This is a genomic window from Gibbsiella quercinecans, assembly GCF_002291425.1.
In the GTDB taxonomy this organism is placed as follows: Bacteria; Pseudomonadota; Gammaproteobacteria; order Enterobacterales; family Enterobacteriaceae; genus Gibbsiella; species Gibbsiella quercinecans.
On sequence record NZ_CP014136.1, the window covers coordinates 2,480,803 to 2,507,503 of the forward strand.

General features: G+C 58.0%; 22 protein-coding genes. 14 read left to right on the top strand and 8 right to left on the bottom strand.

Annotation, left to right across the window (positions count from 1 at the left end; genetic code table 11):
* Positions 1-263: 263 nt before the first annotated feature.
* The 12 genes from ACN28Q_RS11470 (at position 264) to ACN28Q_RS11525 (ending at position 15,392) form a co-directional block, all read left to right on the top strand.
* Positions 264-836, top strand: coding sequence for a DNA-3-methyladenine glycosylase I (locus ACN28Q_RS11470; RefSeq protein ID WP_095846464.1), 573 nt, complete (start codon positions 264-266; stop codon positions 834-836).
* A complete protein-coding gene (locus ACN28Q_RS11475) occupies positions 803-1,282 on the top strand; it encodes an N-acetyltransferase (RefSeq protein WP_413541218.1) in 480 nt (159 codons plus the stop codon). Before ACN28Q_RS11470 ends, ACN28Q_RS11475 begins: the two co-directional genes overlap by 34 nt.
* A gap of 106 nt (positions 1,283-1,388) precedes the next feature.
* Positions 1,389-2,396 carry a LacI family DNA-binding transcriptional regulator gene (locus ACN28Q_RS11480; RefSeq protein WP_095846466.1) on the top strand — a complete coding sequence of 336 codons (1,008 nt, stop codon included), beginning with the start codon at positions 1,389-1,391 and terminating at the stop codon, positions 2,394-2,396.
* A 119-nt stretch (positions 2,397-2,515) separates the two neighbouring features.
* A complete protein-coding gene (locus ACN28Q_RS11485; protein ID WP_095846467.1) occupies positions 2,516-4,642 on the top strand; it encodes an alpha-galactosidase in 2,127 nt (708 codons plus the stop codon).
* A 67-nt stretch (positions 4,643-4,709) separates the two neighbouring features.
* Entirely contained in the window at positions 4,710-5,981 is a 1,272-nt protein-coding gene (locus ACN28Q_RS11490; protein ID WP_095846468.1) for an MFS transporter, read from the top strand.
* A gap of 70 nt (positions 5,982-6,051) precedes the next feature.
* On the top strand, positions 6,052-7,086 hold the full coding sequence (locus tag ACN28Q_RS11495) for a LacI family DNA-binding transcriptional regulator (RefSeq protein WP_095846469.1): 1,035 nt from the start codon (positions 6,052-6,054) through the stop codon (positions 7,084-7,086).
* 477 nt (positions 7,087-7,563) lie between these two features.
* A complete protein-coding gene (locus tag ACN28Q_RS11500; RefSeq protein ID WP_095846470.1) occupies positions 7,564-8,316 on the top strand; it encodes a sugar phosphate isomerase/epimerase family protein in 753 nt (250 codons plus the stop codon).
* Positions 8,317-8,318: 2 nt separating this feature from the next.
* Positions 8,319-9,284 (top strand): sugar kinase, encoded by a 966-nt coding sequence (locus tag ACN28Q_RS11505; protein ID WP_413541217.1) that lies wholly within the window; start codon positions 8,319-8,321, stop codon positions 9,282-9,284.
* A 158-nt stretch (positions 9,285-9,442) separates the two neighbouring features.
* On the top strand, positions 9,443-10,711 hold the full coding sequence (locus tag ACN28Q_RS11510; RefSeq protein WP_095846471.1) for an MFS transporter: 1,269 nt from the start codon (positions 9,443-9,445) through the stop codon (positions 10,709-10,711).
* Between the two features lie 99 nt (positions 10,712-10,810).
* Positions 10,811-11,788, top strand: a complete 978-nt coding sequence (gene ghrB, locus ACN28Q_RS11515) for a glyoxylate/hydroxypyruvate reductase GhrB (RefSeq protein ID WP_095846472.1) — start codon at positions 10,811-10,813, stop codon at positions 11,786-11,788.
* A 124-nt stretch (positions 11,789-11,912) separates the two neighbouring features.
* Complete coding sequence (locus ACN28Q_RS11520; RefSeq protein ID WP_095846473.1) at positions 11,913-13,976, top strand: alpha-amylase; 2,064 nt, start codon at positions 11,913-11,915, stop codon at positions 13,974-13,976.
* Positions 13,977-14,111: 135 nt separating this feature from the next.
* Positions 14,112-15,392 carry a valine--pyruvate transaminase gene (locus tag ACN28Q_RS11525; RefSeq protein WP_095846474.1) on the top strand — a complete coding sequence of 427 codons (1,281 nt, stop codon included), beginning with the start codon at positions 14,112-14,114 and terminating at the stop codon, positions 15,390-15,392.
* 27 nt (positions 15,393-15,419) lie between these two features.
* Here ACN28Q_RS11525 and ACN28Q_RS11530 read toward each other — a convergent pair whose 3' ends face one another.
* From ACN28Q_RS11530 to ibpA, 3 genes are all read right to left on the bottom strand, one after another.
* Positions 15,420-17,078: a putative transporter gene (locus ACN28Q_RS11530; protein WP_095846475.1), complete on the bottom strand. Its 1,659-nt coding sequence runs from the start codon at positions 17,076-17,078 to the stop codon at positions 15,420-15,422.
* A 170-nt stretch (positions 17,079-17,248) separates the two neighbouring features.
* Positions 17,249-17,677 (bottom strand): small heat shock chaperone IbpB, encoded by a 429-nt coding sequence (ibpB, locus tag ACN28Q_RS11535; RefSeq protein WP_095846476.1) that lies wholly within the window; start codon positions 17,675-17,677, stop codon positions 17,249-17,251.
* A gap of 133 nt (positions 17,678-17,810) precedes the next feature.
* A complete protein-coding gene (gene ibpA, locus ACN28Q_RS11540) occupies positions 17,811-18,224 on the bottom strand; it encodes a small heat shock chaperone IbpA (RefSeq protein ID WP_095846477.1) in 414 nt (137 codons plus the stop codon).
* Positions 18,225-18,526: 302 nt separating this feature from the next.
* Between ibpA and ACN28Q_RS11545 the strand changes: the two genes are divergently transcribed.
* Positions 18,527-18,862, top strand: coding sequence for a YceK/YidQ family lipoprotein (locus tag ACN28Q_RS11545; RefSeq protein ID WP_095846478.1), 336 nt, complete (start codon positions 18,527-18,529; stop codon positions 18,860-18,862).
* Between the two features lie 24 nt (positions 18,863-18,886).
* Here ACN28Q_RS11545 and ACN28Q_RS11550 read toward each other — a convergent pair whose 3' ends face one another.
* Both ACN28Q_RS11550 and ACN28Q_RS11555 read right to left on the bottom strand, forming a co-directional pair.
* Positions 18,887-20,173 (bottom strand): YidR family protein, encoded by a 1,287-nt coding sequence (locus ACN28Q_RS11550; protein WP_095846479.1) that lies wholly within the window; start codon positions 20,171-20,173, stop codon positions 18,887-18,889.
* A gap of 287 nt (positions 20,174-20,460) precedes the next feature.
* Positions 20,461-20,763, bottom strand: coding sequence for a NirD/YgiW/YdeI family stress tolerance protein (locus ACN28Q_RS11555; RefSeq protein ID WP_095846480.1), 303 nt, complete (start codon positions 20,761-20,763; stop codon positions 20,461-20,463).
* A gap of 342 nt (positions 20,764-21,105) precedes the next feature.
* On the opposite strand from ACN28Q_RS11555, the gene ACN28Q_RS11560 reads away from it, so the two are divergent.
* Positions 21,106-22,077, top strand: coding sequence for a threonine/serine dehydratase (locus ACN28Q_RS11560; protein ID WP_095846481.1), 972 nt, complete (start codon positions 21,106-21,108; stop codon positions 22,075-22,077).
* Between the two features lie 50 nt (positions 22,078-22,127).
* Here the strand turns inward: ACN28Q_RS11560 and yidA are convergent, their stop codons facing one another.
* From yidA to recF, 3 genes are all read right to left on the bottom strand, one after another.
* Positions 22,128-22,943, bottom strand: coding sequence for a sugar-phosphatase (yidA, locus tag ACN28Q_RS11565; RefSeq protein ID WP_095846482.1), 816 nt, complete (start codon positions 22,941-22,943; stop codon positions 22,128-22,130).
* Between the two features lie 146 nt (positions 22,944-23,089).
* Positions 23,090-25,504: a DNA topoisomerase (ATP-hydrolyzing) subunit B gene (gene gyrB / locus ACN28Q_RS11570; protein WP_095846483.1), complete on the bottom strand. Its 2,415-nt coding sequence runs from the start codon at positions 25,502-25,504 to the stop codon at positions 23,090-23,092.
* An 18-nt stretch (positions 25,505-25,522) separates the two neighbouring features.
* The gene (recF, locus tag ACN28Q_RS11575) at positions 25,523-26,611 is read right to left on the bottom strand and encodes a DNA replication/repair protein RecF (RefSeq protein ID WP_095846484.1); all 1,089 of its coding nucleotides are present in this window, start codon (positions 26,609-26,611) and stop codon (positions 25,523-25,525) included.
* Positions 26,612-26,701: the final 90 nt, after the last annotated feature.

Sequence of the window (26,701 nt, forward strand, 5' to 3'; positions counted from 1 at the left end):
AGCACTCAGTCTCTTGTTGATAACGATAAGAGTTTTTATCAGCAAATGATAGTTGTACTAAAGTACAGTCAGACACTGTACTTTCTTATATGACCGCTACGCCCTTTCTGAAAAAAATTCAGCTCTAACCCTATTGGTTACCTCTGCTGCCATTAACTGCAGCAGGGCAATCTTGAGCAATGATCTTACCCACAGACACTTGCCAAACCGGCCGCTTCAGGCGATGATTACCTGTAAATAAACACAGTAAAAGGGCATTCAGCATGACAGACAAACGCTGTGGCTGGGTAACAGCCGATCCGTTGTATATCGATTACCACGACAATGAATGGGGCCAACCCACGCTCAGCGGCCAAGCGCTGTTTGAAATGCTATGTCTTGAGGGCCAACAGGCTGGGCTTTCCTGGATCACGGTGCTGAAAAAACGGGAAAACTATCGCCGGGCCTTCCACCAGTTCGATCCGCAGCACATTGCCGCCATGACCGAGCAAGACATAGAAGCCCTGCTGCAAAATAGCGGCATTATCCGCCACCGGGGCAAAATTGAAGCCATCATCAACAATGCCAGGGCCTATCTGGCGATGGAGGCCGCCGGCGAAGACTTTGTGGCGTTCATCTGGCAATTTGTCGATGGCAAACCCCTGCTGAACCACTGGGAAACGCTGGCCCAGGTGCCGGCAAAGACGCCGCAGTCCGATGCCATGTCCAAAGCGCTGAAAAAACGCGGCTTCAAGTTTATCGGCTCCACCACCTGCTATGCCTTTATGCAGGCCTGCGGGCTGGTGAACGATCATCTTACCCAATGCATCTGCCATCCGGCATCATGCCGGGCCTGATCCGCGCCGCTTGCCGGGAAGATACAGAACGGCTGATACAACTGTGGCTGATCAGCACCATAGCGGCCCATCCGTTCGTGCCGGAAAGCTATTGGCGGCAGAGCACCTGGCTGGTGCGGGAACGCTATTTGCCGCAGGCGAAAACCTGGGTTTATTTGCACGCGGGCAGCATCGTCGGCTTTATCAGCATCCTGGAAGAGCGCTTTGTCGGTGGGTTGTTCGTAGAACAGGCCTTTTACGGCCGCCAGGTGGGCCAGGCGCTGATGCAATTTGTCCAGTGCCGCTATCGTTGGTTGAGCCTGGAAGTTTACGAAGAAAATCATCGCGCCTGCGCCTTTTATCGCAAGCAGGGGTTCCAACAGGCCGCGCGTATCTACAATGCAGAAACCCACGCCTTTACCCTGATCATGCATTGGTTTGCCGCCGCCCCCGGCCAGCAAGGCTAACCGGCCCTGGGCCAGGGCGTATTTCCTGGCCCTGCTACTCCCGCCAACACCGCGCCCTGTGATACTCTCGCCTTGCCCTTTCCGTCATTTTTCAGCAGAGAATGTTATGTCCCTGAAAGCGATCGCCAAGGAACTTGGCCTGTCCATAACGACCGTCAGCCGCGCGCTGAACGGCTACGATGATGTGGCGCAAAAAACGCGTCAGCGGGTGGAGACAATGGCAAACCAGATGGGATACCGCCCGAATACGCTGGCGCGCCGTCTGAAAATGGGCAAGATCGACGCCGTTGGCCTGGTTTTCCCCTTCAATTCCCATCCGTTCGGCAACGCCACCTTTATGGAAATGGTCGGCTGCATCAGCAATGAACTGGTGCAACACGAGATCGATCTGCTGCTGGTTGCCGATGAAGCACCGCATTTGTCCTTTACGCGCCTGATCGAAAGTAAGCGGGTGGATGCGCTGATCGTGGCGCACACGCTGAATGACGATCCGCGCCTGCACCAGCTGCAACGCCTGAACTTCCCGTTTCTGGCGCTCGGCCGCAGCCAGTTAGAAGGCGACTACGCGTGGTTTGACTTTGACAACCACGCAGGTTGCAAAATGGCGGTGGACTACCTGGCGCACCTTGGCCACCGCCGTATTGCCTATCTCGGGGAAAATAATCACCAATCCTTTATCAGCCAACGCCGCCAGGGCTATCTGGACGGGTTGGCGGCCAACCAACTGCCGCTGCATGAAGAATACCTGTGCCGCATTACCCCCAGCCGGCGCGCCGGCTATCTTGCCACCCAACAGTTGCTGGCGCAGGCCACGCCGCCGACGGCGATCATCACCGATTGCAACGGCCACGGCGAAGGCGCGGCGATGGCGCTGCGCGACGCTGGCCGCCTAGGGCCGGGTGGGGTTCCGCTGGTGGTCTACGACGGGCTGCCGCCGGACAGCCTGCTCGATCTGCCCGTCACAGCGATTGTGCAAGCCACGCGCGAACAGGTGGGCAAACAGATCGCCGAAATGACGGTGGGCCTGATCCAACGCCAGCCGCTGGAGCAGCTACAGGTGCTGTGGCAACCTGTACTGAAACCCAGCCCGGACGATCTGCCGCTCGCAGTCTAGCCTTCCATAAGCATCATTTTTGCCCAGTCAGATCACAGATCCGAAACGTTTCGGTTTTAATCCAAAACGTTTCGGATTATTGATCGGAACACAAATATGGCTTATTAAGGAACCCGATCATGGAAGCTACCGTTGTGCGGCTAACCAGCGCCGCTACCGACGTTATCGTGCGCTGTTCCCCGTTTGCAGAAATCCTCTACTGGGGGCCGCATCTGAGCGATTTTACAGCCCAGGACGTGCTGACCCTGGGGCGCCCGGTGCCGAATGGCCGCCTGGACGTTGACACCCCGCTGACGCTGGCGGCCGAAGCGGGCCGTGGCCTGTTTGGCGCACCCGGCGTTGAAGGCCACCGGGACGGCCTGGACTGGTCGCCGGTATTTACCACCTGCGATGTGATCCATACCGGGCAACAACTGGAGATTCTGGCTGAAGATCGCCAGGCCGGGCTGCAGTTGCATAGCGAACTGGTGCTGGATACAGCCAGCAGCGTACTGCAAATGCGCCACACCCTGACCAACACCAAGCCGGAGCGTTACTGGCTGAACCGCCTGGCGCTAACGTTGCCGCTGCCGGAGCGCGCCGGCGAAGTGATGGCGTTCCACGGCCGTTGGATCCGCGAATTTCAACCACACCGCATCCCGCTGGCGCACGGCGGCTACCAACAGGAAAACCGCCGCGGCCGCACCTCGCACGAATACTTCCCCGGCATGATGATCGGCACCGCCGGCTTTAGCGAGCAGCAAGGGGAAGTCTGGGGCGTGCACCTTGGCTGGAGCGGCAATCACCGCCTGCGCGCGGATGTGAAAACCGACGGCCGACGCCTGGTGCAGGCCGAAGCGCTGTATCTGCCGGGGGAAATGGCGCTGGAAGAAAATGCCAGCCTGAGCACGCCGTGGCTGTACGCCGCCTGCTCGCAACGCGGCCTGACGGCCCTGAGCCAGCAGTTCCACCGCTATGTGCGCCAGCACATTCTGCATTTCCCCGGCAACAAGCCGCGCCCGGTGCACCTTAACACCTGGGAAGGCATCTATTTCGATCACCAGCCGGAATACATCATGCGCATGGCCAGCCAGGCCGCCGAACTGGGCGTCGAGCGCTTTATCATTGACGATGGCTGGTTCCGCGGCCGCGATCACGATCGCGCCGCCCTGGGGGACTGGTATCTTGACGAACGCAAATACCCCGACGGCCTGGAACCGGTGATCGGCCACGTAAAACGTCTGGGGATGGAGTTCGGCATCTGGGTGGAGCCGGAAATGATTAACCCGGATTCAGACCTGTACCGCGCCCACCCGGACTGGGTACTGGGGCTGGCGGGTTACCAACAGCCCACTGGCCGCCACCAGTACGTGCTCGATCTGTGCAACCCGCAGGTGTTTGATTACCTGCTGGCGCGCCTGGAGTGGCTGTTGAGCGCGCATGATATCGACTATGTGAAATGGGACATGAACCGCGAAATCGTACAGCCCGCGCACCTGGGCCACGCGTCGCTGACCGCACAGACGGCGCAGTTTTACCGGCTGCTGGATACGTTGCAACAGCGTTTCCCGGCGGTGGAGTTTGAATCCTGCGCATCCGGCGGCGGCCGCATCGATTACGAAGTGCTCAAACGCAGCCACCGTTTCTGGACCTCGGACAACAACGATGCGCTGGAGCGCCAGAGCATCCAACGCGGCATGAGCTACTTTTTCCCGCCGGAAGTGATGGGCGCGCACATCGGCAACCGCCAATGCCACGCCACCGAACGCCAGCACAGCATCGGCTTTCGCGGCCTGACGGCGTTGTTCGGCCACATGGGCATTGAGCTGGATCCGGTTAAAGAAGGGGAAGACGAGCAACGGGGCTTTGCCCGCTACGTGGCGCTGCATAAAGCCTTGCGGCCGCTGCTGCACAGCGGCGACGTGGTGCGGATCGATCATCACGACAAAAACACGCTGATCAACGGCGTGATCAGCCCCACGCGCGATCGCGCGGTGATCCTGGTCAGCCAGTTGGCGATGCCGGAGTACACCCTGCCGGGCAACCTGCGCATCCCGGGGCTAAACCCACAGGCGCGCTACTGCATCAGCCTGCTGGATACCCCGGCGCTGATCCACCAGCAGCAGGGCGGCCACACCATGCGCCAACTGCCGGCCTGGATGAAACAGCCGTGTGAAGCCAGCGGTGAGTGGCTGGCGCAGGCCGGGTTGGCGCTGCCGGTGCTGGATCCGGAAAGCGCCATGCTGATTAATATCGAACAGCTTTAATAAAGCCAGTGCGGCGGCCAGGCGCCGCCGCATGCTCATCGCCAGTAGTAGCGAAAGGACAATAGCAATGAACGCCACCGTCTGTACCTACAAAAACAACCGTAACTTCTGGATCTTCGGCGCCTTCTTTTTCCTGTACTTTTTCATCATGGCCACCTGCTTCCCGTTCTTGCCGATTTGGCTGTCGGAAGTGATTGGCCTGAATAAAACCGAAACCGGGCTGGTTTTCTCCTGCCTGTCGCTGTTTGCCATTCTGTTCCAACCGATTTTCGGCATTATTTCCGACAAACTGGGGCTGAAAAAACATCTGCTGTGGATCATTTCACTGCTGCTGCTGTTCTTTGCGCCCTTCTTCCTATTTGTCTTCGCTCCGCTGCTCAAGACCAACATTCTGCTCGGCGCGTTAAGCGGCGGGGCCTACATCGGCTTTGTGTTTTCCGGCGGCGCCGGCGCCGTAGAAGCCTATATCGAAAGGGTCAGCCGCAAAAGCGCGTTTGAATATGGCAAAGCGCGCATGTTCGGCTGCTTTGGCTGGGGGATCTGCGCCTCGACCGCCGGCGTATTGTTCAACATCAACCCGGACATTGTATTTTGGATGGGTTCGGGTGCGTCCGTCCTGCTGATGCTGTTGCTGCTGCTGGCCGATCCCAAAGAAAACCCCACCGCCGTGGTGATGAACCAGCTCGGGGCCAACCAGCCGCAGTTCAGGATCAAAATGGCCGCCGAGCTGTTCAAAATGCCGAAAATGTGGCTGTTTATCCTGTATGTGGTGGGCGTCGCCTGCGTCTATGATGTGTTCGATCAGCAGTTCGCCAACTTCTTTAAATCATTCTTTAGCTCACCGCAGCGCGGCACCGAAGTGTTCGGTTACGTCACCACCGCCGGCGAACTGGCCAATGCGCTGATCATGTTCTGCTCGCCGTGGATCATTAACCGCATCGGGGCGAAAAATACGCTGCTGCTGGCCGGGGTGATCATGTCGATCCGCATCATCGGCTCTTCCTTTGCCACCACCGCGCTGGAGGTGGTGCTGCTGAAAATGCTGCACGCGCTGGAAGTGCCCTTCCTGCTGGTCGGGACTTTCAAATACATCACCGCTATCTTTGACACCCGGCTTTCCGCGACTATCTACCTGATCGGCTTCCAGTTTGCCAAACAGGGCGCGGCAATCTTCCTGTCCGCCTTTGCCGGCAATATGTATGATCGGATTGGTTTTCACAGCACCTATATGATCCTCGGCGGCCTGGCGCTGGGCGTGACGTTAATCTCCGCCTTTACGCTGAGCAGCACGCCAAAAAGCCAGGCGCTGCCGGAAGGTGCGCCCAGCGCCACATCCTGATAGCAGAGGCTCCCGGCGGCGCGGCGGGTGTGTTAGGCTCAGTGGCTATCTACCTCAGGAGGGATCGACCGTGAGCAGTGTGAAGGCATCGCGCGCCGCCGGGCGCGCTACCATCAGCGATGTGGCCAAAGCCGCCAAAACCGGCAAGACCAGCGTGTCGCGTTACCTGAACGGTGAACAGCACCTGCTGTCTGACGATCTCAAACGCCGCATCCAGCAGGCGATTACACAGCTCGACTACCGGCCAAGCCAGATGGCGCGCAGCCTAAAAGGCGGCCAGACCCGGCTGATCGGCCTGATTATCGCCGATATCACCAACCCCTATTCGGTGGATGTGATGCGCGGCATCGAAGCCGCCTGCCGCCAGCACGGCTTCACCCTTCTGGTGTGCAACACCAACAATGAAGTCAACCAGGAGCAGCACTACCTGCAACTGCTCAGCAGCTACCGGGTCGAGGGCATCGTCGTTAACGCCGTCGGGATGCGTGAAGACGCGCTCTCGGCGTTGCATCAGTCGCAGTTGCCTATGGTGCTGATCGACCGGAAAATCCCGGATTTCACCTGCGATGTGGTGGGGCTGAACAACCATGAAGCGGCAACCCGGGCCACGGAGCACCTGTTGCAACAGGGTTTTGAAGCCATTTTGTTCCTAAGTGAACCGGTCGGCACCGTTAACACCCGCCTGGAGCGCCTGCTCGCTTTCCGCCAAACCATGGCGGAGCACCCAGCGTTGGCGGCGGAACAGGCGGAAACACCGCTGAACGACGGCCCACAGTTGGAAACGGTGCTGCGGGAATTTAATCTGCGCCATCGCGGTATGCGCAAGGCGGTGATTTCCGCCAACGGCGCGCTGACGCTGCAAGTGGCGCGCGCCATGCGCCGCCTCGGCCTGCACTGGGGTAGCGATATCGGCCTGCTGGGCTTTGACGAACTGGAATGGGCGGAGCTGGCCGGGGTGGGGATTACTACGCTAAAGCAGCCGACCTATCAGATGGGGCATACCGCGCTGGAGCAGTTGCTGCAACGTATTCAGGGGCTGGCGTCTGCACCAGAAGAGCGGGTGTTTTCCGGTGAGCTGATTGTGCGAGGTTCAACGACCCGCTAGGTTTTTTCCCTCACCCCAACCCTCTCCCACAGGGAGAGGGAGCCGCCCGTGCAATAATGGAAGCTCAGTATTCCGCTTATCAAATGATTTAAAAATAGCGCTACAACAAGGGTAACAATACCGGGTTTCCTCTCTCCCACAGGGAGAGGGAGCCGCTCGTGCAATAGTGGAAGCTCAGCATTCCGCTTATCAAATGATTTAAAAATATCGCTACAACAAGGGGTTGGCACGGCACTAGTCTTGATAAGAACTCCGGTTTTCCCCCTCTCCCTCTGGGAGAGGGCTGGGGTGAGGGTGCCGAGTGGGGAAACATCCGGCCTGCACACGCCAGCTTTTACCCGCTTAAACTCCGACTATTTTTTGTTCACCGTTCGTGATTTCGATCATACTTTTACACTCTGTCGCTTTCGCATGGAACCGGTTCCATCTAACGTATTTATAACAGCAATAAAAAACGCAGCCGATTCAGGAGCGGGTATGAAAAAAGAAATTATCGTCGTGACCGGTGCCTATGGCGCCGAAGCCGTCCGCCAGCAAGGTGGCCAGGCGGCGCTGCTGCCGCTTATTGCGCAGGCTGGCGCAGACGGCGTGGAGATTCGCCGCGAGCTGTTCAGCGTGCAAGACATCGACGCCCTGCCGGTGCTGGCCAAGGCCATCGCACAGCACGGGTTATTCGCCGTCTATTCCGCTCCGGAAGCCTTATTTACGCCGCAGCATGCGCTTAACCCAAACCTGGAAGCGCGCCTGGCCGAAGCGCAGATCCTGCACGCCCGCCAGCTCAAGCTGTCGCTCGGCCATTATCAGCCGGGGTTTGACTTCACCCCGTTGAAAGTGGCGCTGGAAAAATACCCGCTGCAGTTGGTGGTTGAAAACGATCAAACCCCCGACTGCGGCGTTTTGCCGATGCTCAACGCCTTCTTCCACGCCGCAGAAGACAACCATCTGCCGGTAGGAATGACTTTTGATATGGCCAACTGGCTGTGGGTGGGGCAAGACGCGCAGGCCGCGGCCGAGCGCCTGGCGCGCCACGTCAGCTATATCCACGTGAAGGCCGCCGCCCAAGGGCCGCGCGGCTGGCGCGCCATTGCGCTGGATGAAACCGACGGCAGTTGGCGCAACCTGTTGGCCCTGTTGCCGCAGGACGCGCCGCGGGGTATCGAGTTCCCATTACAGGGCGACGATCTGGCGGCTGTCACCCGCCACTACGTTAATCTTTTACGTGCGGAGTAAACATGATGGCAACACAGACAACCGAACGCTATTCAGCATTGGACGTCGTCACCCTGGGCGAAGCCATGGCGATGTTCGTCGCGGCGCAGCCGGGCGATCTGGCAGAAGTGGAAACCTTCACCAAGCGCATTGCCGGCGCCGAGTTGAACGTGGCCATCGGCCTGTCACGCCTGGGCCTCAACGTCGGCTGGGTGAGCCGGGTGGGCAATGATGCTTTTGGCCGTTTCACCTTGCAGCAGTTGAAAAAAGAAGGGGTTAACGCCCATTGCGTTACCGTGGACGGCCACTACCCGACCGGTTTTCAGATGAAATCCAAAGCCCTGGATGGAACCGATCCCATTGTAGAGTATTTCCGTAAAGGTTCGGCCGCCAGCCATCTTTCCACCGCCGATTTTGATCGGGATTACTTTGGCCGCGCCCGCCACCTGCACCTGAGCGGCGTGGCGGCGGCGCTGTCCGGCTCCTCGCTGGCGCTGTGCCACTACGCCGCACGCGAAATGCGCGCCATGGGCAAAACCATCTCCTTCGATCCCAACCTGCGCCCGGTGCTGTGGCCAAGCCAGGCGGTGATGATCGCGCAGCTTAACGCGCTGGCGTTTGCCGCCGACTGGGTGCTGCCAGGGCTGAAGGAAGGCCAAATCCTGACCGGCCAGTCAACGCCGGAAGGCATCGCCGATTTCTATCTGGAGCACGGCGTGCAGGCGGTGCTGATCAAAACCGGCCCGGAAGGCGCCTGGTTCAAAACCGCCGCCGGCGATCAGGCCGTGGTGCCGGCGGTTAAAGTCAGCAACGTGGTGGATACCGTGGGTGCGGGAGACGGCTTTGCCGTGGGGGCGATCAGCGCCCTGCTGGAAGGCAAAACGCTGAAACAGGCGGTGCAACGCGGCAATAAAATCGGCTCGCTGGCGATCCAGGCCATCGGCGATAGCGAAGGCCTGCCGACCCGCGCCGCTTTGGCCGAATCATAAACCGATAAAAACGATTCATTGATTAACCGCCCGCTCCCAACGGCGTACGCCTCTTGCCCTACAGCCAGGACGTGCTGGGAGAATACTGTCCCCGTGGGTTGCCAGGCCATAAGCCAGGCAGCCAGCGGGGAAACAAGACACCACTGAGGAGTCTGAACATGAGTACAGCAACTGTCGCAGTCAAACGCTGGTGGTACATCATGCCCATCGTGTTTATCACCTATAGCCTGGCCTATCTCGACCGCGCTAACTTTAGTTTTGCTTCTGCCGCCGGCATCAATGAAGATCTCGGCATCACCAAAGGCATGGCATCCCTTCTGGGCGCCCTGTTCTTTCTCGGCTACTTTTTCTTCCAGATCCCCGGCGCGATCTACGCCGAACGGCGCAGCGTCAAAAAGCTGATCTTCTGGTGCCTGATCCTGTGGGGCGGCTGCGCCTCGCTGACCGGGATCGTCAGTAACATCCCCATGCTGGCAGCAATCCGCTTTATTCTTGGCGTGGTGGAGGCCGCTGTCATGCCGGCTATGCTGATTTACATCAGTAACTGGTTCACCAAATCTGAACGTTCGCGCGCCAATACCTTTTTAATCCTGGGCAACCCGGTGACGGTGCTGTGGATGTCGGTCGTTTCCGGCTACCTGATCCACGCCTTCGGCTGGCGGGAAATGTTCATCTTTGAAGGCATCCCAGCGATCATCTGGGCCTTCTGCTGGTGGATGCTGGTGCAAGACAAACCCGCGCAGGCCAACTGGCTGAGCAAAGACGAAAAGCAGGCGCTGCAACAGCAGTTGGAAGAAGAACAGAAAGGCATCAAGGCAGTGCGCAACTACAGCGAAGCCTTCCGTTCCCGCAACGTGATCCTGCTGTGCGTGCAATACTTTGCCTGGAGCATCGGCGTCTACGGTTTTGTGCTGTGGCTGCCTTCCATCCTGCGCAGCGGTATGCAGATGGGCATGGTTGAAGCGGGCTGGCTGTCTGCGGTGCCTTACCTGGCCGCGACCATCGCGATGATCGTGGTTTCCTGGGCGTCGGACAAAATGCAAAACCGTAAGCTGTTTGTCTGGCCGCTGCTGCTGGTGGGCGCGCTGGCGTTCTTCGGCTCCTACGCCATTGGCCCGAATCATTTCTGGATCTCTTATGGCCTGCTGGTGGTTGCCGGCGCGGCGATGTACGCCCCATACGGGCCGTTCTTCGCCATCATTCCGGAAATGCTGCCGAAAAACGTGGCCGGCGGCGCCATGGCGCTAATTAACAGCATGGGCGCCCTGGGCTCGTTCTTTGGCTCCTGGTTCGTCGGCTACCTGAACGGCGCAACCGGCACGCCGGCCGCCTCATACATGTTTATGGCCATCGCGCTGGTGGTAGCGGTAGTGCTGACGCTGGTGGTAAAGCCCGCCCGCGCTGAAACCCATCCGCAAATGGCCTGATGGGGATGGATTATCTCAGCAGAGGGGCAGGCAGCACGCCCCTCTGCACGCTATGCTTTATGCTATGTTGGATGAATTATTAGCCTGCTGGAGTTTGTAATGAAGCCTTCCATTGTATTGTACCGAAGCATCCCGGCCGATCTGCTTGAACGGCTGGAGCAGCATTTTACCGTGCATACCTTCAACAGCCTGACCCCGGATAACCCGGAACACCTGAAACAGGTATTGCAACAGGCTGAAGGGATCATCGGCACCGGCGGCAAAGTGGATGAAGCCTTTCTGCAACAGGCGCCGAATCTGCGCGCGGCCTCGACCATTTCCGTCGGCTACGACAACTTCGACGTCGCCGCGCTCAACGCCCACAATGTCGTCCTGATGCACACCCCCACGGTGCTGACGGAAACCGTAGCGGACACCATCATGGGCCTGGTGCTGGCGACCGCACGCCGTATCGTGGAAGTGGCCGAGCGGGTTAAAGCCGGCGAATGGCAACACAGTATCGGCCCGGACTGGTTCGGGGTGGATGTTCACCACAAGACCATGGGGATCCTCGGTATGGGGCGCATCGGGCTGGCGCTGGCGCAGCGCGCGCACTTCGGCTTCGGTATGCCGATACTGTATAACGCCCGCCGCACCCATGAAGAAGCCGATCGGCGCTTTAACGCCCGCCGCTGCGATCTGGATACGCTCCTGGCGGAATCCGACTTTATCTGCATCACGCTGCCGCTGACGGAGCAGACCTTCCACATGATTGGCGCCGAACAGCTGGCGAAGATGAAAAAGAGCGGCATCCTGATCAACGCGGGCCGTGGCTCAGTGGTGGATGAAAACGCGCTGATCGCCGCGCTGCAAAACGGCACCATTCATGCCGCCGGGCTGGACGTATTCGAAGAGGAGCCGCTGCCGGTCAGTTCCCCATTATTGAAGTTGCCGAACGTGGTCGCCCTGCCGCACATCGGCTCGGCAACCCATGAAACACGCTACGGTATGGCTGAGTGCGCCGTAGATAACCTGATTGCCGCGCTGACCGGCACGGTAACGGAAAACTGCGTTAACCCCCAGATCCTGAAGCGCTAATGCGCCTCCCCCTGACGCCTCATCCCCGCATTTCCGCCGCGGGGATGAGGCTATTTTTGCCTTCTCCTGCACACTGAAAGCGACCCTACGATAACAATGCTTCCCGCCACGTGTAAGGAGCGCTATGAAACGCCTGACCCTCACCCTTTTGATGCTATTGCCCCCGGCGGCGCTGGCCGACTGGGCGCTGCAACCCTTCCCCGCATTTCAGGAATCCCCCAGCGGCCTGTTCAGCAGCCAGGCCACGCTGCAAAAGGGGCAACTGCCGCTGCGGCTCTACCAGGACCAACAGTGCTGGCAGCCCACCGAGGCAGTAAAGCTCAACCAAACCCTTTCGCTACAGCCGTGCGGCAACAATCCGCCGGTGAACTGGCGGCTGTTCCGCGACGGCGAATACCAGGTGCGTATTGATACCCGCAGCGGCACGCCAACCCTGCAGTTGGGCCTGAAGGCGCAGGAGGCCAACGCCGCGGTAACGACCCGCACCTGCCAACGCTGGGACGGCAACCCGGTGACGGTGGATGTCGGCGGCACCTTCGCCGAAGGCGAAACGGTGCGCGATTTCTATTCCGGCCAGACCGCCACCGTCACACAGGGCAAAATCACCCTGAAGCCGGCCGCCGGCAGCGGCGGCATCATGCTGCTTGAAACGGCGGCGACGGAAAACGCCGCGCCGTTCAGTTGGCAAAACGCCACCGTGTATTTTGTGCTGACCGATCGCTTTGAAAACGGCAATCCCGGCAATGACCACAGCTATGGCCGCCGCAGCGACGGCATGCAGGAGATCGGCACTTTCCACGGCGGCGATCTGGCCGGCCTGACCAACCGGCTGGATTACCTGCAGCAACTTGGCGTCAACGCGCTATGGATAAGCTCGCCGCTGGAACAAATCCACGGCTGGGTTGGCGGCGGCACCAAAGGCGACTTCCCGCACTATGCCTATCATGGCTACTACACGCAGGACTGGACCCAGCTGGATGCCAACATGGGCAACGAACAGGATCTGCGTACGCTGGTTGAACAGGCGCACAAGCGCGGCATCCGCATCCTGTTCGATGTGGTGGTGAACCACGTTGGCTACGCTACCCTGGCCGATATGCAAACCTTCCAGTTCGGCTCGCTGTACCTGAAGGGCAAAGACATTGAAAAAACGCTGGGTAAAAACTGGGGCGACTGGCAGCCGGCGCACGGCCAGAACTGGCACAGCTTCAATGATTACATCAACTTCAGCGATAAAGCCGGCTGGGCAACCTGGTGGGGCAAAAACTGGATCCGCACCGACATCGGGGATTACGACTCGCCGGGCTATAGCGATCTCACCATGTCGCTGGCGTTCCTGCCGGACATCAAAACCGAAGCCGCCAGCGCCAGCGGCCTGCCGCTGTTTTACCGCCACAAACCGGACACGGCGGCCACAGAGATCCCAGGCGGCACCACCCGCGACTACCTGACGCAATGGCTCAGCCAATGGGTGCGCGACTACGGCATTGACGGCTTTCGCGTCGACACCGCCAAGCACGTTGATAAGCCAACGCTGGCGCAGCTAAAACAGCGCGCCGCCGCGGCGCTACAGGCCTGGAAGGCCGCCAACCCGACCCAGGCGCTGGATGACGCCCCCTTCTGGATGACCGGCGAAGCCTGGGGCCACGGCGTGATGAAAAGCGATTATTACCAGAACGGCTTCGATGCGATGATCAACTTCGACTTTCAGGATCGGGCGGCCGAGGCGCTGAACTGTTTCTCAAATATCGATCCCACTTACCAACAGATGGCCGACAAGCTGCAGGGCTTCAACGTACTCAGCTATATTTCATCGCACGACACACGGCTGTTTTTCAGCAGCGATGCCAAAGGATCGCTGCCGCTGCAACAGCGCGCGGCAGATTTGCTGTTGCTGGCGCCGGGCGCTGTGCAGATGTACTACGGCGATGAGAGTGCGCGCGCCTTTGGCCCCACCGGCTCCGATCCGCTGCAGGGCACCCGTTCGGACATGAACTGGCAGGAACTGCAGGGCGCCAAAGCGCCGGTGCTGGCCCACTGGCAGCGCCTGGGCGAGTTCCGTGCCCGCCACCCGGCCATTGGTGCAGGCACGCAGCAATCGCAGCAGAACGCCCGTTACTACGCCTTCAGCCGCCAGCACGCCGGCGATAAAGTGATGGTGGTTTGGGTGGGCGAACGGCCACAGTAAAACAGTGGATTATGCTAAAAATAAACCACCTAGTGAAGTTTACGCCCGGTGGTTTATTTTTCCGGCGCATTGCACCGGAGTTTGTCTGGCGGTATGGTGGCGGATTAACCTGCTAAAAATAATATTGCTACACCTATGACTTTTTCACTTTTCGGCGACAAATTTACCCGTTACGCGGGCATCACCCGCTTAATGGACGATCTGAACGAAGGCCTGCGAACCCCAGGCGCCATCATGCTTGGCGGCGGAAACCCGGCGCAAATCCCCGAGATGGAGAGCTACTTCAAACAGCTGTGCCAGGAGATGCTCGAACAGGGCAAACTGACCGAAGCCCTGTGCAACTATGACGGCCCTCAGGGCAAGGATACGCTGCTGAAAGCGCTGGCCAAGTTGCTGCGCGACGAGCTTGGTTGGCAAATAGAGCCACAGAATATTGCACTGACAAATGGCAGCCAGAGCGCATTTTTCTACTTATTTAACCTGTTTGCCGGCCGCTATGCCGACGGCAGCCGCCGCCGCGTGCTGTTCCCCCTGGCGCCGGAGTACATTGGCTACGCCGATGCCGGCCTGGACGAAGGGCTGTTTGTCTCCGCCAAACCCAATATCGAACTGCTGCCGGGCGGCCAGTTCAAGTATCACGTCGATTTTGAACACCTGAACATCAGCAACGATATCGGCATGATCTGCGTCTCCCGCCCGACCAACCCCACCGGCAACGTGATCACCGACGACGAGCTGATCAAGCTGGACGCGCTGGCGCAGCAGCACGATATCCCGCTGGTGATCGATAACGCCTACGGCGTGCCGTTCCCCGGCATTATCTTCAGTGAAGCCACCCCGCTGTGGAACCCCAACATTATTCTGTGCATGAGCCTGTCCAAGCTCGGCCTGCCGGGTTCGCGCTGCGGGATCGTGGTTGCCGACGAGAAGACCATCAGCGCGTTGAGCAATATGAACGGCATCATCAGCCTGTCGCCGGGCAGCATCGGCCCCGCGCTGGCAGCGGAAATGATCGCCCGCGGCGATCTGCTGCGCCTGTCCAATGAGGTTATTCGCCCCTTTTACCGCCAGCGCGTGGAGCAGACGATCGACATTATCCGCCGCTACCTGCCGGCGGAGCGTTGCCTGATCCACAAACCGGAAGGCGCTATCTTCCTCTGGCTGTGGTTTAAGGATCTGCCGATCACCACCGAACTGCTCTATCAGCGGCTGAAAAAGCGTGGCGTGCTAATGGTGCCGGGGCACTATTTCTTCCCGGGGCTGGAACATGAGTGGCCGCACACCCACCAGTGCATGCGCATGAACTACGTGCCCGATCCGGAGAAAATAGAGCAAGGGGTGAAAATCCTGGCGGAAGAGATTGAGCGCGCGCACCGGGAAGTGAATGCCGCGGCGCCGGCCGTGCAAATTCGCTAGCCGGCAATGGGGCTGCTGCCGCAGCCCCTATATGGCCCAGAACAGCACCGCCAGCAGTTGCGGCGAGATGATGCGCAGGAACATCGCCAGCGGGTAGACCGTGGCATAGGACAGCGCCGCCGCGCCGCTGGTCGGGTGCAGGTTGTTGGCAAAGGCCAGCGCCGGCGGATCGGTCATTGAGCCGGCCAACATACCCGAGAGCGTCAGGTAATTCATCTTGCCGACCAGCCGGGCCAAGACGCCCACCGCGATCAGCGGGATGGCGGTGATCAGCACCCCGTAGCCCACCCATGCCAGCCCGTCGCCGTTCACCAGCGTATCGATAAAGTTACCACCCGACTTCAAGCCCACCACCGCCAGAAACAGCACGATACCCAGTTCACGCAGCGCCAGGTTGGCGCCCGGCGGCATAAACCAATACAGCTTGCCGATGCTGCCGATCCGCCCCAGAATCAGCGCCACCACCAGCGGGCCGCCGGCAAGCCCCAAACGCAGCGCCGCCGGGAAACCGGGCACGAACAGCGGGATCGAGCCGAGTAACACCCCCAGCCCCACGCCGATAAACACCGGCAGCATATGCACCTGCTGTAATTTTTGCCTGGCGTTGCCCACGATGGCCGCCACCGCGTCGATCGCCTCCGGCCGGCCAACCAGATTGAGAATGTCGCCGAACTGCAGCGACACATTGCTGCCGGCGACCAGCTCTACCCCAGCCCGGTTCAGCCGCGACACCACCACATCATATTTTTGCTTCAGGTTCAGCTCACGGATTTTCTTGCCCAGCACTTGCTCATTGGTGACCACGGCGCGCACGACCTGCAGCGTGGTGCCGCGGGTGGAAAGCGAGGCGTCCACCTCTTCCCCGATCACTAGCCGGGCGCTTTCCAGGCTTTCCCGCTTGCCGACCAGGTGCAGATAATCCCCCAGTTCCAGCTTTTCATGCGGTGCGGGCACCATCAGCAGATCGCCCCGCTTTAGCCGCGAACAGATGATGTCGTCGCCGTTAAGCAGCGGCACCTGCTGAATGGCGATACCGTGCAGGTTCTGGTTACGCACCGCAACGTTCATGGTGTGCAGCAGCTCACGGCTGTTGCCCTGGCTATCGTCAAATGCCCGCGCTTCCTGCTCGATATTGATGCGAAAAAACAGCCGCAGCAGCCACATCACCAACAGAATGCCGCAGATGCCGAACGGGTATGCCATCGCATAGCCCATTCCCATGCGATCGACCAGCGCCGGATCGGAACCAAGATCGGTCAGGATTTGTTGGCCGGCGCCCAATGCCGGGGTGTTGGTCACCGCGCCGGAGAAAACGCCGAGGATAATCGGCAGGGGAACGTCAAACAGCTTGTGCACCACGGCCGCCACCACGCCGCCAATCAACACCAGCAGGATGGCGAAGCCGTTCAGCCGTAGCCCGGAAACGCGCAGGGAGTAAAAAAAACCCGGCCCAACCTGAATGCCAATGGTATAGACGAACAGGATCAGGCCAAACTCCTGGATAAAATGCAGCATGTCACTGTTGAGCACGATCTGGTAAGTCTGGGCAAAATGGCCGACGATAATGCCGCCAAACAGCACGCCGCCGATCCCCAACCCCACGCCGTACACTTTCCAGTTGCCAATCCACAGCCCAAGAACGGCCACCAACGCCAGCATGCTGACAGCCTGTGCGATATCGCTCATAGGTTACGACCTTAAGACAAGTTTGAAACCTTGCTCTACGTTGTAGGATAGATGCTTAACCTTAGGGATTCTGACATAAGGCAACGTGAGTGAATGCGGAGTGTGCCACAGAACGAAACGGGGGAAGCACTTTCAAGCCTCCCCCGTAAAATATAACGCTTTTCAGGCGGTTATTTTACTTCTATCCCAGGCGTGCTGCCAATCGCGATCCGCTGTGGCTGCAGCGCTTCCGGTATCTGGCGCACCATATCGATATGCAGCAGGCCGTTTTCAAACGCGGCCTCGGATACGTGCAAATGCTCAGCCAGGGTAAAGCTCAGGGTAAACTCTTTGCATACCAGCCCCTGGTGCAGATATTCCACCGGTTTTTCCGGCAGTGCAGGTTTGCCGCGCACGGTCAGGCGTGGACCTTCCACTTCAATATCCAGCTCACTTTGTTTAAAACCGGCCAGCGCCAGGGAGATGCGGTAATGATTATCGTCGCTCTTTTCGATATTGTAGGGCGGGAACCCTTGCGGCTCCTGACTGCCCATTGAGCTTGCCAGTTTATCAAAGCCGATCCACTGACGCAGTAGTGGGGATAAATCGTAATTACGCATAGTATTAACTCCTTCTATGAAGCGAGATTATTACCCGTGGCCTTGCAACGGCGATCGGGCATGACGTTATTTGCCCCCTGTCGGCGGGCAGTACGATATTTTCATCGGTAAAAATCACCAATGAAAATAACAATTATTTAATTTCAATTTTGCGTGGTTTTAAGGTTTCCGGTACCACGCGCTCCAGATCGATATACAGCAAGCCGTTTTCCAGTTTGGCGCCTTTAATTTGGATATGTTCCGCCAGCTGGAATTTGCGTTCGAAATTGCGCTCTGCAATCCCCTGGTATAAATAGGTTTTTTCCGCGATCTCGCGTTGATGCGCACCGCGGACGGTCAACAGGTTGTCATGCGTGGTAATATCCAGCTCATCTTCGGCAAAACCGGCGACGGCAATGGCGATGCGGTAATGATTTTCATCAACCAGTTCAACGTTATACGGCGGGTAGCCGCCATTGCCCTGGCTTTGGCCCGCTTCCAGGGCGTTAAACAGGCGATCGAAGCCAATCGCAGAACGGTAGAGTGGTGCCAGATCGAAATTACGCATAAAACAGCCTCCTAAATACCTCAGCGAGGTTTAATCACTTGGCCTTCCATTGTTGGACAGGCCGCTAGCCGGAATCCCCTGACGGCGAACTCCTCTTTTCTCTTCTGATCAGATAGGGGTGGGCGGTGTTTTTTCAATGGGTAACGCGTAAAAAATAATGGCAAAATGCGGTGAAAGCCCATTAATCTCTTACAATGAAGTGAGAGAACGGCCACAGAGCGGGACTTTGCTCTTTTAAAAACATCTTATGATGTTATAAATCAGCAAATTAGGGGATCACCCCCATCAGGATGGATAATGAAATGATAAAGATAAAAGTGATAGCGGCCAGTTTCCTGCTGTTGGCCACCGGCGGGTGCTCGAGTGTGATGAGCCACACTGGGCCAAACCAGGGTTACTACCCTGGCACCCGTGCCAGCGTTGATATGCTAAAGGATGACAATACCAGTTGGGCCATGATGCCGTTGGTGGCTATTGATCTGCCGTTTTCGGCGGTGATGGATACAATGCTGCTGCCATACGACTATATGCGCGCCGGCAAAGACAAGGCGGAGGATTCGCCGCGCGAGCGCCTGCTGCGCAATGAAGGGCAACAGGCGGCGGCCGGCAAACAAAGCACCGCTCCGGCCAATCAATAGCGCGGGCCAGACTGCGCTATTGATTCACACCACCGGCCCAACCACAAAGATCTGGCTGACCCCCGCGACTTCGCGCATATAGGCGATCCATTGGCCATCCGGGGAAAACACCACCGCATCGCCGCTCGGCGGCTGTGGCGTCCGCGCCGTCAGGCGCTGCATGCGCCCGTTGGCAACATCACACAGCATCACGCTGTTATCACTCACCAGTGCAATTTTATCCCCCTGCGGGTGCCAGCTGAACGCTGACTGCACGCTATGTTCACTCTGGCTGATCTGGCGCGGCGCGCCGCCATTCGGCGAAACGGACCACAGTTGCACCACGCCCCGGTCATCTTTCATCAAAAACGCGATTTGGCTACCGTCGGGCGAACTGCGTAACCAATGGCGCGGCGTGGTCGCCACCCCAGGGTAGCGGCGAGCGCCGGTGTCAGTCAGGCGCCGCTGGGTAACGCCAAGCGGCGGCGCCGGCAGCGTGGTTTCGGTGCCCTGCAGCGGCTCGGCGCCCGCTTTGGCATAGGCGGCATCGTTGGCCGGCAAATCGACGATAAAGACTTCCGGCTGCTTTTCCCCATGGGCCGAAACGGTATCGCCAATAAACGCCAATGCCCAGCGCTGGCGGCTACCGTCGGGTTTCACATAGCCATGATTGCCGATCCACCCCTCTTCATACGCGCGGTTGATGTCATCGCTGCCTGGCTGCGGCTGCGCCACCGTCCGGCTGACCAGCACACAGAAGTGGCTGCCGTCATATTCACGCGGGTGCTGTTTCGGCGGATTAACGCCGTGCAGCGGTATGGCGACACCCACATTGCGCAGATCCAGCGCCGGATCGCGTTCATGCAGCACGTGATCGTTATAGGTGAAGCTCAGGCGGCTGCCATCCGGGCTGAACACGTGCACATGGCTGCCGCCGCGCAGCGCGCCGGGCGTGAAGGGAGGGGTAATATCGAGCGCATCCAGGGTAACCGCCAGTTCGCGATCCGGTTCGCTGACGATCACGCCGCGGCGGTGATGGAAATCATACTGCCAACTGCTGTCCGGGTGTTCCGGGCCGTGGATAAAGGCATAACGCGCCGGGGCATCGGGGCTGACGGTGACCACGCCAACGTGCGCGCCGAACTGGGCGCGGTATACCACTTCAACCTCGCCGGTGAACACATTGACCCGTTCAATGGTCAAGCCGGTAAAAGACGCGCCGCTGGGGCGCACGTCATAGGCCAACCACTGGCCACACGGCGTCCAGACGTTAATGTTGGTTAGCTGATGCCCGCGCTCGGCGAAGGTCAGCTGTTTTTCCCGATAGCTCATGGTGGCTCCTTTCAGGCAGAGGCACCATGATAGCGGCTTACGGGCTATTTTGAACCTGGCCCGTGCTTGAAATCCCCATGTACGACGTCGTTTTATTGGCAGGTAATAAAAAAAACAGCGCTTAAATAATAGATTTACTCTTTGCCGTTACCGATGCGCTATTTAGTCGAATCGCTTAATTACATCGATGGCATAGATAGAAGGTCAACGCAACGCGCTCAATAGCGCTATTAAAATGATTTATAAATAGCATGCCGATTGGCTACCGGCATGCTATTCCGGCTATGTTATCTTTTCCTGACGGAATCGACGTCGATTTTTACCCGGCTATCGTTACGATCGATCTCCCCCACCAGCGTAACGGTGCCGGTATAGTGGCGCAGCCTTTCATCGTCGTCATCATCAACTTCAATAACGATCTGCCCGGTATTGTCTTTAAACAAGTAGTTTTCATCACCCAGATATTTAACGATTTTCCCGGTCAACGTAACATCCTGATTATCGCGCATGTGTTTTGCCTGGCTGACCGTATGCGCCATCGCAGAAACGCTAAACAGACTCAGCAGGGATGCCAAAACCCATTTTTTCATATTACCGTTCTCTTTTTTATTGGTTTGCCCATTATGTTTCCGCTGATACTCTGCGGCTGCGGCCTATAATAACGTAGGAATTTACAGCGTGTTATATCTGCGATAAAAATAGGATTATGCTGAAGAAATGATTTATATATTTCGTCAGAAACATAAATCAGATAAATATTAAAATAACCAGCCCCGGGATTAAATACAAAAAATTGGAATGTATTAGCGCTATCCCTATGATTAACTTATGCTATTAAATCACATCCAGGGAAAAGCGACGTGGGCTTACATGGCGAAAACCCACAGCCGGACAACGGGTTACCACTTTCAGAGAAACATTAAGGAATCTGCATGAGCAACCTATTTGATGAGATCGTATCCGCACACCGGCTATTGCGCCCGCAGGTACGTGTAACGCCACTGGAACACAGCCCGGTATTGTCGCAACAGCTGGGCTGCGAACTGTATCTGAAGTGCGATCACCTGCAGCTGACGGGCTCATTCAAGTTCCGCGGCGCCAGCAACAAACTGCGCCTGTTGAGCAGCGAGCAGCGCAAACGCGGCGTGATCGCGGCGTCTACCGGCAACCACGGCCTGGCGATGGCGCAGGCCGGCAAGCTGGCGGGCGTTAACGTTACCGTTTATGCGCCGGAAAGCGTCGCCAAAATAAAAATGGCGGCGATTACCGCGCTGGGCGCGCAGGTGGAACTGGTGCCGGGCGATGGGCTTAATGCCGAATTGCAAGGCAAAGCCGCCGCCGCCGAACAACAAAAAACCTATGTTTCACCCTATAACGATGTGCAGGTGATTGCCGGCCAAGGCACCTGCGGCATGGAGCTGGTGGAGCAACAGCCCGATCTGGACGCAGTATTCGTCGCCGTAGGCGGTGGTGGCTACATTACCGGTATTGGTACCGTTCTGCAGCGATTGTCGCCAAAAACCGAACTTATTGCCTGCTGGCCGGAAAACGCCACCAGCATGTACAGCGCGCTGGAAGCCGGGGAGATTTTCCCGGTGGAAGAACAGGAAACGCTTTCTGACGGCACCGCCGGCGGCGTAGAGCCCGGGGCGGTCACCTTCGCGCCGTGCCAACAGTTGATCGACCGTAAAGTGCTGGTCAGTGAAGCGCAAATCAAGCAGGCAATGCGGCTGATCGCCGCCGGCGAACGCTGGATGATCGAGGGCGCCGCCGGCGTGGCGCTGGCAGCAGCGATTAAACTGGCGCCTGAATATCAGGGGAAAAAGGTGGCGGTGGTGCTGTGCGGCAGAAATATCGATCTGGATAAATACCTGAAGGCCATCGGCGATAGCCAGCAGGTATAAGCAACCTCGCCTTCTCTGCCCGCCGCAGAGAAGGCGAAGCCTGGCGGGTATCAGGCGTTGAGCACAAACTTTTCAATTGCGTGCGCGACGCCATCTTCGGCATTGGTGGTGGTGACGAACTGTGCGATCTGCTTGAGTTCCGGGATGGCGTTGCCCATCGCCACGCCGACGCCGGCATAGTCGACCATCGCGTAGTCATTGCTTTGATCGCCCAGCGCCATCACGTTTTCCTGCTTGATGCCAAGGTGTTGGGCCAGTTTCCGCACCCCGGCCCCTTTATCTGCCTTTTTACTCAGGATCTCGAGGTAGTAAGGCGCGCTCTTCACTATGGTATAGCCTGCTTTCGCTTCCGGCGGCAGGCGGGCGATGGCGCTGTCGAGCAATGCCGGCTCGTCAATCATCATCACTTTCGGGAAACGCATCTGGCGATCCATCTCTTCCACACTGCGGTATTTCAGAGGGATACCGGTCAGCGATGCTTCGTGGATGGTGTATTTACCGATGTCTTTGTTGGCGGTATACAGCGTGTTGAAATCAAAGGCCTGGAAGTGGACGCCGAGCTCGCGCGCCATTTTCTCAAAATACAGATAATCATCAAAATCCAGCGTTTCCTGCAGCAGGCAAGCGCCATCCGCCGCCTGCAATACCAAAGCGCCGTTGTAGGTAATGCAATAATCATTACTGCCTTGAATATCCAACTGCCGCAGATAATTCTGCACGCCAACGTAAGGCCGCCCCGTTGCCAACACCACGTGTACCCCTTGGCGGCGCGCCTCGGCAATAGCAGCCTTGACCCCTGGCGTTATCTGGTTCTGCGGATCCAGCAGCGTCCCATCCATATCAATTGCGATCAATTCAATAGCCATCAACACGTTCTCCCAGTGATTTTCCACATGCTAGCGCGTTTTTGTCCGCCCTGTCAGCGGTAAACGCGCATAAAAAATCCGCACAGGAAAACCTGTGCGGATTTTTGCTAAGCCGATAACGCGAGATTTCAGACGCGTTGGTGGCGTTAGATATCGATATTCGCCGCTTTCAGGGCGTTCTCTTCGATAAAGGCTCGGCGTGGCTCAACCGCATCCCCCATCAGCGTGGTAAACAGCTGGTCTGCCGCAATCGCATCCTTCACGGTTACGCGCAGCATGCGGCGGCCTTGCGGATCCATGGTGGTTTCCCACAACTGTTCCGGGTTCATTTCGCCTAACCCTTTGTAGCGTTGAACGGACAGGCCGCGACGGGACTCTTTCACCAGCCATTCCAGCGCCTGCTCGAAGCTGCTCACCGGCTGGCGGCGCTCGCCGCGTTCGATATAGGCGTCTTCTTCAATCAGGCCACGCAAGGTTTCACCCAGTTGGCAGATCTTGCGGTATTCGCCACCGTGAATGAAATCGAAATCCAGCTGATAGTCAGTATCCACGCCGTGGGTACGGATACGCAGCGCCGGCTCAAACATCTGGCGCTCACGGTTTTCGTGAATAACGTAGCTGTAGCTGCTGCCGTGCTGCTCTTTCTCGTTCAGCAGTTTCACCAGCGATTCGATCCAGGCCTCAACTTTAGCGCGATCGCTAAAATCATCTTCGTGCAGCGTCGGCTGGTAAATCAGGTTGTTCAGCAACGCACGCGGGTAGCGGCGCTCCATGCGGCCGATCAGCTTCTGCACGCTATAGTGCTCGGCGACCAGCTTCTCCAGCGGCGCGCCGGCCAGCGCAGGCGCACTGGCATTGGTATGCAGCGAAGCACCGTCCATCGCAATGGCGATCTGGTACTGATCCATCGCTTCATCATCTTTGATGTACTGTTCCTGCTTGCCTTTTTTCACCTTGTACAACGGCGGCTGGGCGATAAACACGTGGCCGCGCTCGATGATTTCCGGCATCTGGCGATAGAAGAAGGTCAACAGCAGCGTACGGATGTGCGAACCATCGACGTCGGCATCGGTCATGATGATGATGCTGTGGTAACGCAGTTTATCCGGGTTGTATTCATCGCGGCCAATGCCGCAGCCCAACGCGGTGATCAGCGTAGCCACTTCCTGTGAAGACAGCATTTTGTCGAAGCGCGCCTTCTCCACGTTGAGGATTTTACCTTTCAACGGCAGAATCGCCTGGTTCTTGCGGTTACGCCCCTGCTTAGCAGAACCGCCCGCCGAGTCCCCTTCCACCAGGTACAGTTCGGAGTGAGCCGGATCGCGCTCCTGGCAGTCGGCCAGTTTGCCCGGCAGGCCGGCCAGATCCAGCGCACCCTTGCGGCGGGTCATTTCACGGGCCTTACGCGCTGCTTCACGCGCACGCGCCGCATCAATGATTTTGCCGACCACGATTTTGGCATCAGATGGGTTTTCCAGCAGATATTCAGCCAGCAATTCGTTCATCTGTTGTTCAACCGCGGTTTTCACTTCTGAAGAAACCAGTTTGTCTTTGGTCTGAGAAGAGAACTTCGGATCCGGTACTTTTACTGACACCACAGCAATCAGGCCTTCGCGCGCATCGTCGCCGGTGGCGCTGACTTTCGCTTTTTTGCTATAGCCTTCTTTATCCATATATGCGTTTAGGGTACGGGTCATGGCGGCGCGGAAGCCGGCCAGGTGGGTACCCCCATCGCGCTGTGGGATGTTGTTGGTAAAGCAGTAAATGTTTTCCTGGAAGCCATCGTTCCACTGCAGCGCGACTTCCACGCCGATATCATCCTTCACGGTGGAGAAATAGAACACCGTTGGGTGGATCGGGGTTTTGTTTTTGTTCAGATATTCAACAAACGCTTTGATCCCGCCTTCATAGTGGAAGTGGTCTTCTTTATCGGTGCGCTTGTCTTTCAGGCGGATAGAAACCCCGGAGTTGAGGAACGACAGTTCCCGCAGGCGTTTAGCCAGGATTTCGTACTGGAATTCGGTTTGGTTGGTGAACGTCTGGTAGCTTGGCCAGAAACGCACCATGGTGCCGGTTTGATCGGTTTCACCCACCACTTTCAGCGCACCTTGCGGTTCGCCATGGCTGTAGGTTTGCTCATGCACCTTGCCTTCGCGGCGAATCACCAGCTCAAGCTTCTCGGACAAGGCGTTAACAACCGATACGCCCACGCCGTGCAGGCCGCCGGAAACCTTATAGGAGTTATCATCGAACTTACCGCCGGCGTGCAGGACGGTCATGATTACCTGCGCCGCGGAAACCCCTTCTTCCTCGTGAATACCGGTTGGGATCCCACGGCCATCATCCTGCACCGAGACGGAGTTATCGGCATGGATGGTTACCTGAATGTCACTACAGTGGCCAGCGAGTGCTTCGTCGATAGCGTTGTCCACAACCTCGAATACCATGTGATGCAGGCCGGTGCCGTCATCGGTATCACCGATATACATGCCCGGGCGCTTACGCACCGCGTCCAGCCCTTTTAATACCTTGATACTTGAGGAGTCATAAGAATTCGACATCAACGTTTCTCGCTCATTTTAGTCCTGTGGTTGAACCTCTATTTTACCTTGTTCCACGCGGAACATCTTGCCCTTTTCACCAGCCATATCGGTAACTTGCTCAGCGCTAATGGCGCTGACAAATACCTGGGCCTGGGTAGCTTTCAGGCGATCAGCCAGCAACCGGCGACGGCCGGTGTCCAGCTCGGAGGCAAAATCATCAATCAGATACAGGCAACGCCGCCCGCTCTGCCGGGTGAGAAACTCACCCTGCGCTAAGCGCAACGCGCACATCAGCAGTTTTAGCTGACCGCGCGATAATAAATCCTCTACCGGCGTGCCATCGGCACGAATGCGGAAATCCGCCTTATGCGGCCCCAGCGCGGTATAGGTTAACGCCCTGTCGCGTTCAAACTGGCGTTCCAACAGTTCGCCGTAGTCGCTCTCTTTATCCCAGCCGCGCTGGAATGAAAAGCTCAGGGCAAATTCGGGCAGAAACTGCGTGCACGTCGCGGCAATATCCGCGGCAAGCGCATCGCAATAATCCGCCCGCCACGCGCTGATACGTTCCGCCAGCGGGATCAGCTCCTGATCCCAGGCGCGAATCTGCGCGTAGCGGCTTACCTGACGCAGCGCGGCATTGCGCTGCTTCAGCAAGCGTTTTAAGTTACTCCAGGCGATGAAGAAACCGGGATCGTTGTGAAAACACCCCCAGTCCAGAAAGGCGCGGCGGAATTTCGGCCCGCCGTTAAGCAGGGTGAAACCTTCAGGCGTAATCAGTTGCATCGGCAACAATTGGGCAAGCTCGGCCACCTTATGGCCGTCGCTGCCGTCAATGCGCACCTTGCCGTCTCCCTGGCGATTTTTGCTCAGCCCCACCGACAGCTCGCGTTCGGCGCCGCTGTCGATCCGGCCATGCAAAATGAATTCAGGCTGATCGTGGCGGATCACTCGCCCGGCCTGCAGGCTGCGAAATGCGCGCCCGTGCCCCAGCGTATATACCGCTTCCAGCACGCTGGTTTTACCGCTGCCGTTGGCGCCCACCAGAAAGTTAAAGCCGGCGGCCGGCTCCAGATCCGCCGCTTCAATATTGCGGAAATCTTTAATCAGTAAACGCGTCAGAGCCATACCAATTCCATCATTGGGAAAAATATGCTCAATGTAAGGGCGCTATCGGCACAGGCCGTTTACCTGTGGGCCACGCACAACCACCAGCGC